This is a genomic window from Pseudomonas brassicacearum, assembly GCF_003732175.1.
Taxonomy (GTDB): Bacteria; Pseudomonadota; Gammaproteobacteria; order Pseudomonadales; family Pseudomonadaceae; genus Aquipseudomonas; species Aquipseudomonas brassicacearum_G.
Genome location: NZ_MOBI01000007.1, coordinates 102,395 through 116,071 on the forward strand (window position 1 = coordinate 102,395; position 13,677 = coordinate 116,071).

A 13,677-nucleotide genomic window follows, 5' to 3' on the forward strand; every position below is an offset into this window, starting at 1 on the left:
GAGACCGCCGACATGATCGAACCCGGCATTTACAAAGACGTCATGAGCTCGTTCCCTTCCGGGGTCACAGTGGTCACCACCCTGGACCCGGACGGCGGCATCGTCGGCATCACCGCCAGCGCTTTCAGTGCGCTGTCGATTGATCCGGCGCTGGTGCTGTTCTGCCCCAACTATGCCTCCGACACTTACCCGATCCTGCGCGACAGCAAGCAGTTCGCGATTCACTTGCTGTCGGCCGACCAGACTGCCGAAGCCTATGCGTTTGCCGGAAAAGGCAAAGACAAGGCCAAAGGCATCGCCTGGCACCTCAGTGAGCTGGGCAACCCGCTGCTGGACAACGCCACGGCGATCATCGAGTGCGAACTGTGGCGCGAATACGACGGCGGTGATCACGCCATCATCGTTGGTGCGGTGAAGAACCTGATTCTGCCCGAGCAACCGGTGACGCCGATGATCTACCACAAAGGCAAGCTGGGTCCCCTGCCCGCCCTGGCCTGATATTTACTTTCAGGGGCGCAGGTCCATGTGGGAGCGAGCCTGCTCGCGATGACGGCGGCACATTCAATATCAATGTGACTGACACACCGCTATCGCGAGCAAGCTCGCTCCCACACAAAACGCCCCCCATTTTCTCAGGAGCCGGCATGAGCCCAGCAGCCTCGCAACTATTCCGCCAGCAGGCCTTTGTTGATGGCCAATGGCTGGATGCGCCGAATGGCGCCTGTCAGGACATCTTTAACCCGGCCAACGGTGAACTGATCGGCCGGGTGCCGAACCTTGGTGCCACCGAAGCTCGCCAAGCCATCGCCGCCGCCAACAAGGCCTGGCCGGCCTGGCGTTCGCTGACGGCCAAAGAACGCAGCCAGACACTCAAGCGCTGGCATACACTGATGCTCGAACATGCCGACGCCCTGGCCGAAATCCTCACCCTTGAACAGGGCAAGCCACTGGCCGAAGCCAAGGGCGAAATCCTCTACGCCGCAAGCTTCATCGAATGGTTCGCCGAAGAGGCCAAACGCATCTACGGCGACACCATTCCCAGCCACAAAGGTGATGCGCGCATCGTGGTCAGCAAAGAGCCGATTGGCGTGGTTGCGGCCATCACTCCGTGGAATTTCCCGGCGGCGATGATCACCCGCAAGGCCGGTCCGGCGTTGGCCGCCGGTTGCCCGTGCATCGTCAAACCGGCCCCGGAAACCCCGTTCTCGGCGCTGGCCATGGCGGTGCTGGCCGAACAGGCGGGCATTCCACCGGGCATTTTCAACGTAATCACAGGTGACGCGGTGGCCATCGGTGCTGAGCTGACTGCCAGTCCCTTGGTGCGAAAACTGTCGTTCACCGGTTCCACCGCCATCGGCAAGCTGTTGATGGCGCAGTGTGCGCCGACGCTGAAGAAGGTCTCGCTGGAACTGGGGGGCAATGCTCCCTTCATCGTGTTCGACGACGCCGACCTGGAGCGCGCGGTGGACGGTGCGCTGATCGCCAAGTTTCGCAACGCCGGGCAAACCTGCGTCTGCGTCAATCGCTTCCTGGTCCAGCGCGGTATTCACGACGCCTTTGTTGCTCGCTTGGCCGAACGCGTAAAACAACTACACGTCGGCAGCGGTTTCGACGCCAACGTGAATCAGGGTCCGCTGATCAACGAACGCGCCGTGGCCAAGGTCGAAGATCACGTACAGGACGCGCTCGCCCAAGGTGCCCAACTGCTCTGCGGCGGTGAGCGTCACGCACTCGGGCACGGGTTCTTTCAGCCGACGGTACTGGCCGGCGTCACCACGCAGATGAAGGTCGCCCAGGAAGAAACCTTCGGCCCTCTGGCGGCGGTGTTCCGCTTCGACACGGAAGCCGAAGCTGTACAGCTGGCCAACGACACCGAGTTCGGCCTCGCCGCTTATTGCTACACCCGCGATCTGGGCCGTGCCTGGCGTATGAGTGAAGCCCTGGAGTACGGCATGGTCGGGATCAACGAAGGGCTGATCTCCACCGAGGTCGCGCCGTTTGGTGGCATCAAATCCTCGGGCCTGGGCCGTGAAGGTTCCAAGTACGGCATCGAGGATTATCTGGAACTCAAATACACCCTGATGGGTGGACTTGAAGACTTCGGGAGCACGCAGCGATGAACAACGAGAAATATGAACAAGGGCTGAAAATCCGTACTCAGGTGCTGGGCGAAGCCTATGTGAACCGTTCGATCGAGAACGCCGACGACTTCACCCGGCCGCTGCAAGAGCTGGTCACCGAGTACTGCTGGGGCCACGTCTGGGGCCGTGAGGGTTTGTCGCTTAAAGAGCGCAGCATGATAAACTTGGCGATGATTTCGGCCCTCAACCGGCCCCACGAACTCAAGCTGCATGTGCGCGGCGCCTTGCGTAACGGGCTGAGTCGTGAACAAATACGCGAAATTCTGCTTCAGGTCGGTATTTATTGCGGTGTCCCCGCTGCCGTAGACAGCTTCCGGCTGGCCCGTGAAGCCTTCGCCGAAGCCGACGCCGAGGCCTCCAGTTAACCCTTGGCTGTTTTGATGACCGAGCACGATGATCCTCGATCGAAGTGCTCTTTTTGCATGGACAGCCACACTCAGAGCGGACCCCATGAAACGCCTGCCACTCGACGACAGCTTCAAGGTCAATCGCAACCCCGTTACCTTGCGCGAAATCGTGCTGGATAAACTGCGAAGCGCCATCATGAACTTCCAGCTTATGCCGGGAGACCGTCTGGTCGAGCGCGATCTGTGCGATCGCCTGGGAGTCAGCCGCACGTCTGTACGCGAAGCCTTGCGTCACCTGGAGTCCGAAGGCCTGGTGGAGTTCGCCGACGCCAAGGGCCCACGGGTCGCGATCATCACCTTGGCCGATGCAGTCGATATCTATGAGCTGCGTTGCGTGCTCGAAGGCCTGATCGTTCAGCTGTTCACCCTGCGCGCCAAGGCCAAGAACATCAAGGCCCTGGAAAAGGCCCTGGAGGAAAACCGCAAGGCCCTCAAGGAAGGCGAACTGCAACAGGTTATCGACTCGGTCCAGGGTTTCTACGACGTCCTGCTCGAAGGCTCCGGCAACCATGTCGCGGCCACCCAGCTGCGTCAGTTGCAAGCACGGATCAGCTACCTGCGGGCGACGTCGGTATCCCAGGAAAACCGTCGCAGCAGCAGTAACCAGGAAATGGAACGCATGGTCGAAGCGATCAAGAGCGGCGATCCGTTGGCCGCTCACCAGGCGTGTGTCGACCACGTGCGCGCCGCCGCCAAGGTCGCCCTCGATTACCTCAAGCGCAAGCAGGAAGAAACCGGCGTGATTCCGGAGATCACCCTGCCCATCGCGCTCAAAGAACCGCGCATAGGTCGCTAACCATGTTCAGCCCGAGCTTTTGTCCTAAGTGCGGCGGCAATGACCTCAGGTCTCAGCTTCCGCCGGGCGATACGCACGAGCGCCTGATGTGCCGCGGTTGCGGCTACATCCATTACGTCAATCCGAAAATCATTGCCGGCTGCATTATCGAGCAGGACGGCAAGTACCTGCTGTGTCAGCGCGCCATCCCGCCGCGTCCGGGCACCTGGACCTTGCCGGCGGGCTTTATGGAAGGTGGCGAGACCACCGAGCAGGCAGCACTTCGCGAAGTCTGGGAAGAGAGCGGCGTGCGCGCGGAAATCCTCTCGCCCTACTCGATCTTCAGCGTGCCGAAGATCAGCGAGGTGTACATCATCTTCCGCGCCATCGCCCTGGAGATCACCGGCCAGTACGGGCCGGAAACCCTCGACTACAAATTCTTCGCGCCCGAGGACATCCCTTGGGACAGCATCTACTACCCGGCGATCCGGCAGATCCTCGAACGCTATATCGAGGAACGCCAGGCCGGGGTCTACGGCATCTACATCGGTAACGACGACACCGGCAAGATCCACTTCATCCGCTGACAGCCTTCACGGCGCTACGCCCTCGACAATGATCACCTCGGCCCGAGCCGCGCCCTCGCGGTGCCGTTTCGCCTCTTGATACTGCTCACTGTGGTAACAGGCCAGCGCCTGCTCGTAAGAATCGAACTCGATGACCACGCTGCGTTGTGGCGTGCGGCGACCTTCCAGCGCTTCGCTGCGCCCGCCCCGGGCCAGCATCCGCCCACCGTACAACGCGAAAGCCGCCGGTGCCCGCTGGGTGTATTGGCTGTATTGATCGGGGTCGGTGACATCCACATGTGCAATCCAGTACGCCTTCATAGTGACCTCTTGGCTGAATTTGTATTATGGTATACCAATAAATATACCCACCAAACACTGAGAGTTCCAGCATGGCCTTCAACAGCATCAAAGAAATCATCGAAGATTATCGCCTCGGCAAAATGGTGCTGCTGGTCGATGACGAGGATCGGGAAAACGAAGGCGACCTGCTGCTCGCCGCCGACTGTTGCAACGCCGAGGCCATCAGCTTCATGGCTCGCGAAGCCCGTGGCCTGATCTGTCTGACCTTGACCGACGAGCACTGCCAACGCCTCGGGCTGGAGCAGATGGTGCCGAGCAACGGCAGCGCCTTCAGCACCGCCTTCACCGTGTCTATCGAGGCCGCCACTGGCGTGACCACCGGTATCTCCGCCGCCGACCGGGCGCGCACCGTCGCGGCGGCAGTTGCCGCCAACGCCGGGCCTGCCGATCTTGTGCAACCCGGCCATATCTTTCCCTTGCGCGCCAAGGAAGGCGGCGTGCTGACCCGCGCCGGTCATACCGAGGCCGGTTGCGACCTGGCGCGCCTGGCCGGCTTCACTCCCGCCTCGGTGATTGTCGAAGTGATGAATGATGACGGCACTATGGCCCGCCGCCCGGACCTGGAAGTGTTCGCGCGCAAGCACGGGATCAGGATCGGCACCATCGCCGACCTGATCCACTATCGCCTCAGCACCGAACGCACCGTGGTGCGTATCGGTGAACGTGAACTGCCTACGGTGCATGGCACCTTCCGGCTGATCACCTTTGAGGATCGCATCGAAGGCGGCGTCCACATGGCGATGGTCATGGGTGAGTTACGCCGTGACGAACCGACGCTGGTGCGTGTGCATGTGATCGACCCGCTACGCGATCTCGTAGGCGCGCAATACAGCGGTCCCTCCAACTGGACGTTGTGGGCCGCGTTGCAGCGGGTGGCCGAAGAAGGTCGCGGCGTGGTGGTCGTGCTGGCTAATCATGAATCGTCCCAAGCGCTACTTGAGCGCGTGCCACAGCTGACCCAGGCACCGAGACAGTTCAGCCGTTCGCAATCGCGCATCTATTCTGAAGTAGGCACCGGGGCGCAGATTCTGCAGGAGCTTGGTGTGCGCAAGCTGCGTCATCTCGGCCCACCATTGAAGTACGCCGGCTTAACCGGTTACGACCTCGAAGTGGTGGAGAGCATCCCTTTCACCGAATGATTCCGGGCTTGTCGCTATACCCGCGTAGGCCGCTACCCGGCGGCCTGATGGAAAAAAAAGCGCTTTTGGCTGATAGCCGGTCAGGCAAAGTGCTTGCACAAAGTTTGGAATACCATAATATGATATTCCATAGACCGGACAGTCGTAACTGACCAGATGGACCTACTGCTCCCGATAGGCGGGCACTCAAATGCCCCGCTCATAAACACAACAATGAGGGCGTGAAAATGGTGTTGAACAAATCTGCAACCGCAATACTTTTTGCGGGACTGCTTAGCGTGACCAGCCAGGCGTTGATGGCGGCTGAAAGCGTCAACTTCGTCAGTTGGGGCGGTAGCACCCAGGATGCGCAGAAGCAGGCCTGGGCCGATCCGTTCAGCAAGGCCAGCGGCATCACCGTGGTTCAGGATGGCCCTACCGACTACGGCAAACTCAAAGCCATGGTCGAAAGCGGCAACGTGCAATGGGACGTGGTCGATGTAGAAGCCGACTTCGCCTTGCGCGCAGCCTCCGAAGGCTTGCTCGAACCCCTCGATTTTTCGGTGATCCAGCGCGATAAAATCGACCCGCGGTTTGTCTCCGATTACGGCGTCGGTTCGTTCTTCTTCTCCTTCGTCCTCGGCTACAACGAGAGCAAGCTCGGCGCCAGCAAACCTCAGGACTGGTCCGCACTGTTCGACACCAAGACCTATCCCGGCAAACGTGCCCTCTACAAATGGCCGAGCCCGGGTGTGCTTGAACTGGCCCTGCTGGCCGACGGTGTAGCCGCCGACAAGCTGTATCCGCTGGACCTGGATCGTGCCTTCAAGAAACTCGACACCATCAAGAAAGATATCGTCTGGTGGGGCGGCGGTGCTCAATCGCAACAACTGCTGGCCTCTGGCGAAGCGAGCATGGGGCAGTTCTGGAACGGTCGGATCCACGCCCTGCAAGAAGATGGCGCACCGGTGGGCGTGAGCTGGAAACAGAACCTGGTCATGGCCGACATTCTGGTGGTGCCAAAAGGCACGAAAAACAAGGCAGCGGCCATGAAGTTCCTGGCCACCGCCAGCGGCGCCAAAGGCCAGGCCGACTTCTCCAACCTGACCGCCTACGCGCCGGTCAACGTCGACAGCGTGGCGCGCCTGGATTCGGTGCTGGCCCCGAACCTGCCGACTGCCTACGCTAAGGATCAGATCACTCTTGATTTCGCGTACTGGGCCAAGAACGGTCCGGCCATCGCGACACGGTGGAACGAATGGCTAGTCAAATGAAAATGACGGCCACTGCGTCCCGTCACTCCATTGCGACCGGGGGCGTCTCTGACGCTACCGGCTCGTCCCCTGGCAAGGCGGCTGTGATGAAGCAATCCCCGTCACTGGCACAGCGCTGGCGTGGCGCAAGTAATCTGCTCCCCGCCCTGCTGTTCCTCGGCCTGTTCTTTCTGGCGCCGTTGATCGGTCTGTTGTTGCGTGGCGTGCTTGAGCCGGTCCCGGGCCTGGGTAACTACGAGCAACTGTTCGCCAACTCAGCGTATGCGCGGGTGTTGCTCAATACCTTCTCGGTGGCTGGACTGGTGACCCTGTTCAGCCTGCTGCTGGGCTTTCCTTTGGCTTGGGCAATCACGCTGGTGCCCCGTGGCTGGGGCCGCTGGATCCTGAACATCGTGCTGCTGTCGATGTGGACCAGCCTCCTGGCACGGACCTACTCCTGGCTGGTGCTGTTGCAAGCATCCGGGGTGATCAACAAGGCATTGATGGCGATGGGCATCATCGATCAGCCGCTGGAGATGGTGCATAACCTCACCGGTGTGGTGATCGGCATGAGCTACATCATGATCCCGTTCATCGTGCTGCCATTGCAGGCGACCATGCAGGCCATCGACCCGATGATCCTGCAGGCCGGTTCGATTTGCGGCGCCAGCCCGTGGACCAACTTCTTCCGGGTGTTCCTACCGCTGTGCCGGCCGGGGCTGTTCTCCGGCGGTTTGATGGTGTTCGTGATGTCCCTTGGGTACTACGTCACCCCGGCGCTGCTGGGTGGCGCACAAAACATGATGCTGCCGGAATTCATCATTCAGCAGGTGCAGTCGTTCCTCAATTGGGGCCTGGCCAGTGCCGGCGCCGCCTTGCTGATCGTGATCACGCTGGTGTTGTTCTACTTCTACCTGAAGCTCCAGCCGGAATCTCCGGTTGGCGCCAGCAACGCGAGGTAAGCCGTCATGCTCCTGACCCCCAATGCCATGAGCCGACGCATGCGTTTCGGCCTGTATTTCACCACTGGGCTGATTGCGCTGTTTCTGCTGTTGCCGATCGTGTTCATCGTGCTGCTGTCCTTCGGCTCCTCCCAGTGGCTGGTGTTCCCGCCACCGGGCTGGACGCTGAAATGGTACGGCCAGTTCTTCTCCAACGCCGACTGGATGAACGCGGCCATGGCCAGCCTCAAGGTCGCGGTGCTGACTACGATCTGCGCCGTAGCCCTCGGATTGCCGACCGCGTTTGCCCTGGTGCGCGGGCGCTTCCCTGGACGGGAAATGCTTTATGGCCTGTTCACCCTGCCGATGATCGTGCCGCTGGTGATTATCGCGGTGGCGGTGTACGCGCTGTTTCTCAAGCTCGGCTACACCGGGACAATGTTCGCCTTTGTGGTCAGCCACGTGATCGTTGCGTTGCCATTCACCATCATCTCGATCATCAACTCGCTGAAGCTGTTCGACCAGTCGATCGAGGACGCTGCGGTGATCTGTGGCGCCTCACGCCTGCAAGCGGTGTTCAAGGTGACCTTTCCGGCGATTCGTCCGGGCATGGTGGCCGGTGCGCTGTTTGCCTTCCTGGTTTCCTGGGATGAAGTGGTGCTGAGCGTGATGATGGCCAGCCCGACCCTGCAAACCCTTCCCGTGAAAATGTGGACCACCCTGCGCCAGGACCTGACGCCTGTGATCGCCGTCGCCTCGACGCTGCTGATCGGCCTCTCGATATTGGTCATGGTCATCGCCACCGCCGTTCGCCGGCGTAATGAAATCAGCGCCTGAGCGCCCAGGAGTACGACATGAGTGCCGTCATCAAAGATTCCTCGCAGCAGAACGACAAGCCGCTGGTCAGCCTGCGCAACCTGAACAAGCACTACGGCGACTTTGCTGCCGTGGACAACATCTCGCTGGACATCAAGGACGGTGAATTCCTGACCTTCCTTGGCTCCAGTGGCTCCGGTAAAAGTACCACCCTGTCGATGCTCGCCGGTTTCGAAACCCCGAGCAGTGGCGAGATCCTGGTCAATGGCCAGTCGCTGGTCAATGTGCCGCCGCACAAGCGCGACATCGGCATGGTGTTCCAGCGCTACTCGCTGTTCCCGCACCTGTCAGTGCGCGACAACATTGGCTTCCCCCTGGCCATCCGCAAACTGGCCGCCAGCGAACGCGAACGGCGCGTCGATGCGATGCTCAAACTGGTGCAGCTCGAACAGTTTGCCCATCGCCGCCCTTCGCAACTTTCAGGTGGTCAGCAGCAACGAGTCGCCATCGCTCGGGCGCTGGTTTATGAACCGCGCATTCTGCTGATGGATGAGCCTTTGGGTGCACTGGACAAAAAACTCCGTGAAGACCTTCAGGATGAACTGCGCCAACTGCATCGGCGTCTGGGTATCACCATCGTCTACGTGACCCACGACCAGGAAGAAGCGATGCGGCTGTCCCAACGCATCGCGATCTTCAGCCACGGCAAGATCGTCGGTCTGGGCAGCGGCTACGACCTCTACCAGAACCCGCCGAATGCCTTTGTTGCGTCGTTCCTCGGCAACTCGAACTTCCTCAAGCTCAAGGCCCAGGGCAATGCGGCCGCGAGTTTCGAAGGCCAGTCGCTGTCGATCCGCCTGACTGCCGGACTGAAAACTGATCAGGACGTGCTGCTGATGGTGCGTCCGGAAAAGGCCCAGGCATTGAGCGTCCAGCAAGCCACTCAGGAACCCCTGGCAGCAGGCTGGAACGAAGTCTCGGCGACGGTCGGCGAGGTGCTGTTCCTCGGTGAAAGCCAGACCTGCACCGTGATGACCGCGGGCGGTACGTCGATGACCGTCAAGGCGCTCTCTGCCGCCGGCATGCCACTCAAGACCGGCGACCCGGTGCGCGTGCGCTGGGCCACTGCGGATGCTTGCGTGTATACCGAATGGACCGAAAGCGACCTGAACAAAGCCGCTGGCGCCCACTGATCCGGCCTCACAAAAAGCGCTTGCAAACGATGTATTACGGTATACCATCAGACCAATATAAAGATAAAAACCGTCGTACAACACCAGAGGACCGTCCAATGATCGATGCCGCCATCTACAAACAAGTCATGGGTTCGTTTCCGTCCGGGGTGACCGTGATTACCACGCTGGATGACGATGGGCAAATCGTCGGCCTCACCGCCAGCGCGTTCAGCTCGCTGTCCATGGACCCGGCTCTGGTGCTGTTCTGCCCCAACTACAGCTCCGATTCCTACCCGGTACTGATCAAGAACAAGCGCTTCGCCATCCACGTTCTTTCCGGCGGCCAGCAAAACGAGGCCTATGCCTTCGCCCGCAAAGGCAAGGACAAGGCGCAAGGGATCGAATGGACGTTGAGCGCGCTGGGCAACCCGCTGCTGAACAACGCCACGGCAATCATCGAATGCGAGCTGTGGCGCGAATATGAAGGTGGCGATCACGCGATCATGGTCGGCGCGGTGAAAAACCTGATCGTGCCACATCACACGGCCGGCCCGCTGGTGTACTGCCACGGCAAGATGGGCGCGCTGCCCGTCCTCGCCTGAACCGACAGCCAATAACAAAGATTCGAGGTAAGCGTCATGAAATTTTCGCTGTTCGTGCACATGGAACGTTGGGACGAGAGCATCAGCCATCGGCAGCTGTTCGAGGACCTGAGCGAACTGACCCTGATGGCCGAGGCCGGTGGCTTCAGCACCGTCTGGATCGGCGAACACCACGCCATGGAATACACCATCTCGCCCAGCCCAATGCCGCTGCTGGCCTACCTGGCGGCCAAGACCACGACCATTCACCTTGGCGCCGGTACCATCATCGCGCCGTTCTGGCACCCGTTGCGGGTTGCCGGCGAATGCGCGCTGCTGGACGTAATCAGTAATGGCCGCATGGAAGTCGGGCTGGCCCGTGGCGCCTATCAGGTAGAGTTCGACCGCATGGCCGGCGGCATGCCCGCCTCCTCCGGCGGTCAAGCCCTGCGGGAAATGGTCCCGGTGGTTCGCGCACTGTGGCAAGGCGACTATGCCCATGACGGCGATATCTGGAAATTCCCGACCTCCACCAGTGTGCCCAAGCCGATCCAGAAGCCTAACCCGCCGATGTGGATCGCCGCCCGCGACCCGGATTCCCACAACTTCGCGGTAGCCAACGGCTGCAACGTCATGGTCACGCCGCTGATGAAGGGCGACGAAGAAGTCCTCGATCTGAAGAGCAAGTTCCAGGCCGCCCTCGATAACAATCCGGACGTACCGCGCCCGCAATTGATGGTGCTGCGTCACACGCATGTCCATGCGGTCGACGACCCCGAAGGCTGGAAAGTCGGCGCCAAGGCGATCTCGAAATTCTACCGTACGTTCGATGCCTGGTTCGGCAACAAGGAAGTGCCGGTCAACGGTTTCCTGGCACCGAGCCCGGAAGAAAAATTCGCCGGGCGCCCGGAGTTCGAGCTGGAAAACATCCGCAAGAACACCATGATCGGCACTCCGGAAGAGGTCATCGCCCGCATCAAGTATTACCAGGAACTGGGCGTCGACGAGTTCAGCTTCTGGTGCGACAACAGCCTGCCCCATGCGGAGAAGAAAAAATCCCTGGAGCTGTTCATCAAACAGGTGGTACCAGCGTTTCGCTGAAATCTCCTCGCGCCTGCTCACTGCGTAACGGGCGCCACGCCTCAACAGACGCCGGCAACGGCGTCTTCCTCAGCGACGGTTGGCGCCCCTGCAAGTTAACCAAGGCGAACTCAACCGCACATCGGACAACACAACTACGCATGGGCATAATCAACGGACTGAAAAAGAGTAATGGCCATGCTGATCGACGAAGAACTGACCCTGAAAAAGCTGGAAGTGTTCCTGGCGTTCATGCGCACCGGCAATCTGGCCCGTGCGGCGGCCGAACTGCAGACCAGCAACGTCAGTGTGCACCGGGCCATACATTCGCTGGAAAGCGCACTGCGCTGCCCGCTGTTCAAGCATGAAGGGCGTAACCTGACGCCACTGGAAAGCGCCTATGTGCTCGAAGAACGGGCGCAGAAGCTGATTCAGGATGTGCTCGAAAGCGTGCGCCTGACCCGCGAAGCCGCGGGGTTCTCAGCCGAACGTTTCAAGCTCGGCTCGCTGTATTCGCTGACGGTCAAGACTGTGCCGCAGCTGATCATGGGCCTGAAGATCCGCCGCAGCGAACTCAACATCGACCTGATCCTCGGTTCGAACATCGACCTGTTGTACAAGCTCAAGAACATGGAAGTCGACGCGATCCTGGTGTCCCTGGACGACAGCGTCAACGACCCGGACTGCGAGCAGATCCCGCTGTTTTCCGACGACATTTTCCTCGCCACACCGGCCGACTCACCGTTTGCCCAACGGGCCGAAGTTGATCTCGCCGAGGTGCGCAACGAGACCTTCATTACCCTGACCCAGGGCTTCGCCACGCACCAGGACGGTATTCGGGTTTTCAAACAGGCGGGGTTCGAGCCCAAGGTGGCGATGCAGGTCAACGACATCTTCACCCTGTTGAGCATGGTCAGCTCCGGGGTCGGTTATGCGCTGCTGCCAGGGCGGATTGCGGCGGTATACGAGAACAGGGTGAAGCTGATCCCGTTGCAGGAGCGTTATCGATTGCAGCAGCACATTGGGGTGGTGTTTCTGAAGGCCAAGGAGCGCGACCCGAATCTGCTGGCGTTGTTGGCGGAGTGTCGGATGTATGCCAATCGGCAGATCTGAAACCGAGGCGCCCCCATCGCGAGCAGGCTCGCTCCCACATTGGAATGCAATCCCCTGTGGGAGCGAGCCTGCTCGCGATGGGGGCAGCCTATTCAACAAATAATCAAAGCCCTACCCCACAATCCCGCGAACGATGAAGTACAGCAACGACGGCCCCAGCAGGCAGCCCAGCCCGGTATGAAAGGTCGCCGTCAACGCGCCATACGGCACCAACCGCCGATCCGTCGCTGCAAGGCCTGCAGTCACACCGCTGACAGTGCCGGCCAACCCACCGAAGACCATCGCCGAGCGCGGGTTATCAAGCCCCATCCAGCGCGCCGCCATCGGTGTGCCGACCATCACCAGAATGGCCTTGATCAAGCCAGTGGCAATCGATAGTGCGACCACGTCGGAACTGGCGCCAATCGCCGCGCCCGTTACCGGGCCAACGATGTAGGTCACCGCACCGGCGCCAATGGTGGTCATGCTCACCGCATCGCGATAGCCGAACGCCCAGGCGATGCTCGCCCCGACGATAAACGGCAGCACGGTACCCAGCAGTAGCGCGAGCGCGCCGATCAGCCCGGCCTTGCGCGCTTCGGTAGCCTGAACTTCGAAGGCCGTGGCGACGATCGCAAAGTCGCGCAGCATGGCGCCGCCCATCAGGCCGATGCCGGAAAACACCGCGACGTCCGCCAGGCCTTTCTGCCCACCGGTGAGCGTGCCGCCGACCCAGGCCAGCACCAAGCCGATGACGATGGCAATCGCCGAACCATGAATCCGTCCGAACGTCAGGCGTTTGGAGAGCACGACGGAGATCCACATGATCACCCCGACGAATGCGAACGCGGTGACCAGATCGTTATGTTTCAGACCCGCTTCCATGAGATTCCACATATCAGCGACCTCCTGCTGGAGCCGTGATCGAGACACTGTCGACCGGCTCGTCCGGTAACTGCTCGCCTTTGTGGGTCCGGCTGATCAGGGCGATAGTGCAACCACAGATCACCACCGAACCGATGGCCGCCAACACCGCCACCGGGCCACCGTGCAAGGCGGCGACGACATTCTGTTGCGCGGCCATGGCCACCACCACCGGAATGTACATGGCGCCCCAGAAGCCGACACCCAACTCGCAATCCTTGGTCATGCCGCCGCGTTTGTGCATCCACAGCTTCGCCAAAATCAGCAGGATCATCGCAATACCGACCCCGCCGACGTTGGACTTGACGCCCAACAACACACCGAGCAAGTCACCCACAAACACCCCTGCCAGCGTACAGATCGCCAACAGCGCCACACCGTAAATAATCATTGTTGTTGTCCTCAAAGTGCATCGTCGAAGTTATTGTTTTTGTCCTTCGCAGCG

Annotated in this window: 16 protein-coding genes; 13 read left to right on the top strand and 3 right to left on the bottom strand. The window is 60.6% G+C overall.

What is annotated here, in order from left to right; all coding sequences use genetic code 11:
• The first annotated feature begins 12 nt into the window (after nt 1–12).
• From BK658_RS06680 to BK658_RS06705, 5 genes are all read left to right on the top strand, one after another.
• Nucleotides 13–498, top strand: a complete 486-nt coding sequence (locus BK658_RS06680; RefSeq protein ID WP_123581620.1) for a flavin reductase family protein — start codon at nt 13–15, stop codon at nt 496–498.
• Between the two features lie 146 nt (nt 499–644).
• Nucleotides 645–2,120 (top strand): NAD-dependent succinate-semialdehyde dehydrogenase, encoded by a 1,476-nt coding sequence (locus BK658_RS06690; protein WP_123581621.1) that lies wholly within the window; start codon nt 645–647, stop codon nt 2,118–2,120.
• Nucleotides 2,117–2,506: a 4-carboxymuconolactone decarboxylase gene (gene pcaC / locus BK658_RS06695; RefSeq protein WP_123581622.1), complete on the top strand. Its 390-nt coding sequence runs from the start codon at nt 2,117–2,119 to the stop codon at nt 2,504–2,506. Before BK658_RS06690 ends, pcaC begins: the two co-directional genes overlap by 4 nt.
• An 85-nt stretch (nt 2,507–2,591) precedes the next feature.
• Nucleotides 2,592–3,344, top strand: a complete 753-nt coding sequence (locus tag BK658_RS06700) for a GntR family transcriptional regulator (protein ID WP_123581623.1) — start codon at nt 2,592–2,594, stop codon at nt 3,342–3,344.
• Between the two features lie 2 nt (nt 3,345–3,346).
• The gene (locus tag BK658_RS06705; protein ID WP_019690464.1) at nt 3,347–3,910 is read left to right on the top strand and encodes an NUDIX hydrolase; all 564 of its coding nucleotides are present in this window, start codon (nt 3,347–3,349) and stop codon (nt 3,908–3,910) included.
• Nucleotides 3,911–3,916: 6 nt separating this feature from the next.
• Here the strand turns inward: BK658_RS06705 and BK658_RS06710 are convergent, their stop codons facing one another.
• On the bottom strand, nt 3,917–4,210 hold the full coding sequence (locus tag BK658_RS06710) for a DUF1330 domain-containing protein (protein ID WP_123581624.1): 294 nt from the start codon (nt 4,208–4,210) through the stop codon (nt 3,917–3,919).
• Between the two features lie 71 nt (nt 4,211–4,281).
• Here BK658_RS06710 and ribBA point away from each other — a divergent pair, with 71 nt between their 5' ends.
• From ribBA to BK658_RS06750, 8 genes are all read left to right on the top strand, one after another.
• Nucleotides 4,282–5,391, top strand: coding sequence for a bifunctional 3,4-dihydroxy-2-butanone-4-phosphate synthase/GTP cyclohydrolase II (gene ribBA / locus BK658_RS06715; protein WP_123581625.1), 1,110 nt, complete (start codon nt 4,282–4,284; stop codon nt 5,389–5,391).
• Nucleotides 5,392–5,618: 227 nt separating this feature from the next.
• Nucleotides 5,619–6,644 carry an ABC transporter substrate-binding protein gene (locus BK658_RS06720; protein ID WP_123581626.1) on the top strand — a complete coding sequence of 342 codons (1,026 nt, stop codon included), beginning with the start codon at nt 5,619–5,621 and terminating at the stop codon, nt 6,642–6,644.
• Nucleotides 6,641–7,585 carry an ABC transporter permease gene (locus BK658_RS06725; protein WP_185019794.1) on the top strand — a complete coding sequence of 315 codons (945 nt, stop codon included), beginning with the start codon at nt 6,641–6,643 and terminating at the stop codon, nt 7,583–7,585. Before BK658_RS06720 ends, BK658_RS06725 begins: the two co-directional genes overlap by 4 nt.
• 6 nt (nt 7,586–7,591) lie before the next feature.
• Entirely contained in the window at nt 7,592–8,401 is an 810-nt protein-coding gene (locus BK658_RS06730) for an ABC transporter permease (protein WP_123581628.1), read from the top strand.
• A gap of 17 nt (nt 8,402–8,418) precedes the next feature.
• Nucleotides 8,419–9,573 (top strand): ABC transporter ATP-binding protein, encoded by a 1,155-nt coding sequence (locus BK658_RS06735; protein ID WP_123581629.1) that lies wholly within the window; start codon nt 8,419–8,421, stop codon nt 9,571–9,573.
• A gap of 98 nt (nt 9,574–9,671) precedes the next feature.
• A complete protein-coding gene (locus BK658_RS06740) occupies nt 9,672–10,157 on the top strand; it encodes a flavin reductase family protein (RefSeq protein WP_123581630.1) in 486 nt (161 codons plus the stop codon).
• A gap of 36 nt (nt 10,158–10,193) precedes the next feature.
• Nucleotides 10,194–11,237 carry an LLM class flavin-dependent oxidoreductase gene (locus tag BK658_RS06745; RefSeq protein WP_123581631.1) on the top strand — a complete coding sequence of 348 codons (1,044 nt, stop codon included), beginning with the start codon at nt 10,194–10,196 and terminating at the stop codon, nt 11,235–11,237.
• A 177-nt stretch (nt 11,238–11,414) separates the two neighbouring features.
• Nucleotides 11,415–12,329, top strand: coding sequence for a LysR family transcriptional regulator (locus BK658_RS06750; protein ID WP_123581632.1), 915 nt, complete (start codon nt 11,415–11,417; stop codon nt 12,327–12,329).
• A 111-nt stretch (nt 12,330–12,440) separates the two neighbouring features.
• On the opposite strand, the gene madM is transcribed toward BK658_RS06750, so the two are convergent.
• Both madM and madL read right to left on the bottom strand, forming a co-directional pair.
• On the bottom strand, nt 12,441–13,205 hold the full coding sequence (gene madM / locus BK658_RS06755) for a malonate transporter subunit MadM (protein ID WP_123581633.1): 765 nt from the start codon (nt 13,203–13,205) through the stop codon (nt 12,441–12,443).
• Between the two features lies 1 nt (nt 13,206).
• Nucleotides 13,207–13,623 (bottom strand): malonate transporter subunit MadL, encoded by a 417-nt coding sequence (gene madL, locus BK658_RS06760; protein WP_123581634.1) that lies wholly within the window; start codon nt 13,621–13,623, stop codon nt 13,207–13,209.
• Nucleotides 13,624–13,677 lie beyond the last annotated feature (54 nt).

Excerpts from the sequence above, each read along its gene's own strand:
- BK658_RS06680 (WP_123581620.1), top strand. The coding sequence starts at position 13 with ATGATCGAACCCGGCATTTACAAAGACGTCATGAGCTCGTTCCCTTCC.
- BK658_RS06690 (WP_123581621.1), top strand. The coding sequence starts at position 645 with ATGAGCCCAGCAGCCTCGCAACTATTCCGCCAGCAGGCCTTTGTTGAT.
- pcaC (WP_123581622.1), top strand. The coding sequence starts at position 2,117 with ATGAACAACGAGAAATATGAACAAGGGCTGAAAATCCGTACTCAGGTG.
- BK658_RS06700 (WP_123581623.1), top strand. The coding sequence starts at position 2,592 with ATGAAACGCCTGCCACTCGACGACAGCTTCAAGGTCAATCGCAACCCC.
- BK658_RS06705 (WP_019690464.1), top strand. The coding sequence starts at position 3,347 with ATGTTCAGCCCGAGCTTTTGTCCTAAGTGCGGCGGCAATGACCTCAGG.
- BK658_RS06710 (WP_123581624.1), bottom strand. The coding sequence starts at position 4,210 with ATGAAGGCGTACTGGATTGCACATGTGGATGTCACCGACCCCGATCAA.
- ribBA (WP_123581625.1), top strand. The coding sequence starts at position 4,282 with ATGGCCTTCAACAGCATCAAAGAAATCATCGAAGATTATCGCCTCGGC.
- BK658_RS06720 (WP_123581626.1), top strand. The coding sequence starts at position 5,619 with ATGGTGTTGAACAAATCTGCAACCGCAATACTTTTTGCGGGACTGCTT.
- BK658_RS06725 (WP_185019794.1), top strand. The coding sequence starts at position 6,641 with ATGAAAATGACGGCCACTGCGTCCCGTCACTCCATTGCGACCGGGGGC.
- BK658_RS06730 (WP_123581628.1), top strand. The coding sequence starts at position 7,592 with ATGCTCCTGACCCCCAATGCCATGAGCCGACGCATGCGTTTCGGCCTG.
- BK658_RS06735 (WP_123581629.1), top strand. The coding sequence starts at position 8,419 with ATGAGTGCCGTCATCAAAGATTCCTCGCAGCAGAACGACAAGCCGCTG.
- BK658_RS06740 (WP_123581630.1), top strand. The coding sequence starts at position 9,672 with ATGATCGATGCCGCCATCTACAAACAAGTCATGGGTTCGTTTCCGTCC.
- BK658_RS06745 (WP_123581631.1), top strand. The coding sequence starts at position 10,194 with ATGAAATTTTCGCTGTTCGTGCACATGGAACGTTGGGACGAGAGCATC.
- BK658_RS06750 (WP_123581632.1), top strand. The coding sequence starts at position 11,415 with ATGCTGATCGACGAAGAACTGACCCTGAAAAAGCTGGAAGTGTTCCTG.
- madM (WP_123581633.1), bottom strand. The coding sequence starts at position 13,205 with ATGTGGAATCTCATGGAAGCGGGTCTGAAACATAACGATCTGGTCACC.
- madL (WP_123581634.1), bottom strand. The coding sequence starts at position 13,623 with ATGATTATTTACGGTGTGGCGCTGTTGGCGATCTGTACGCTGGCAGGG.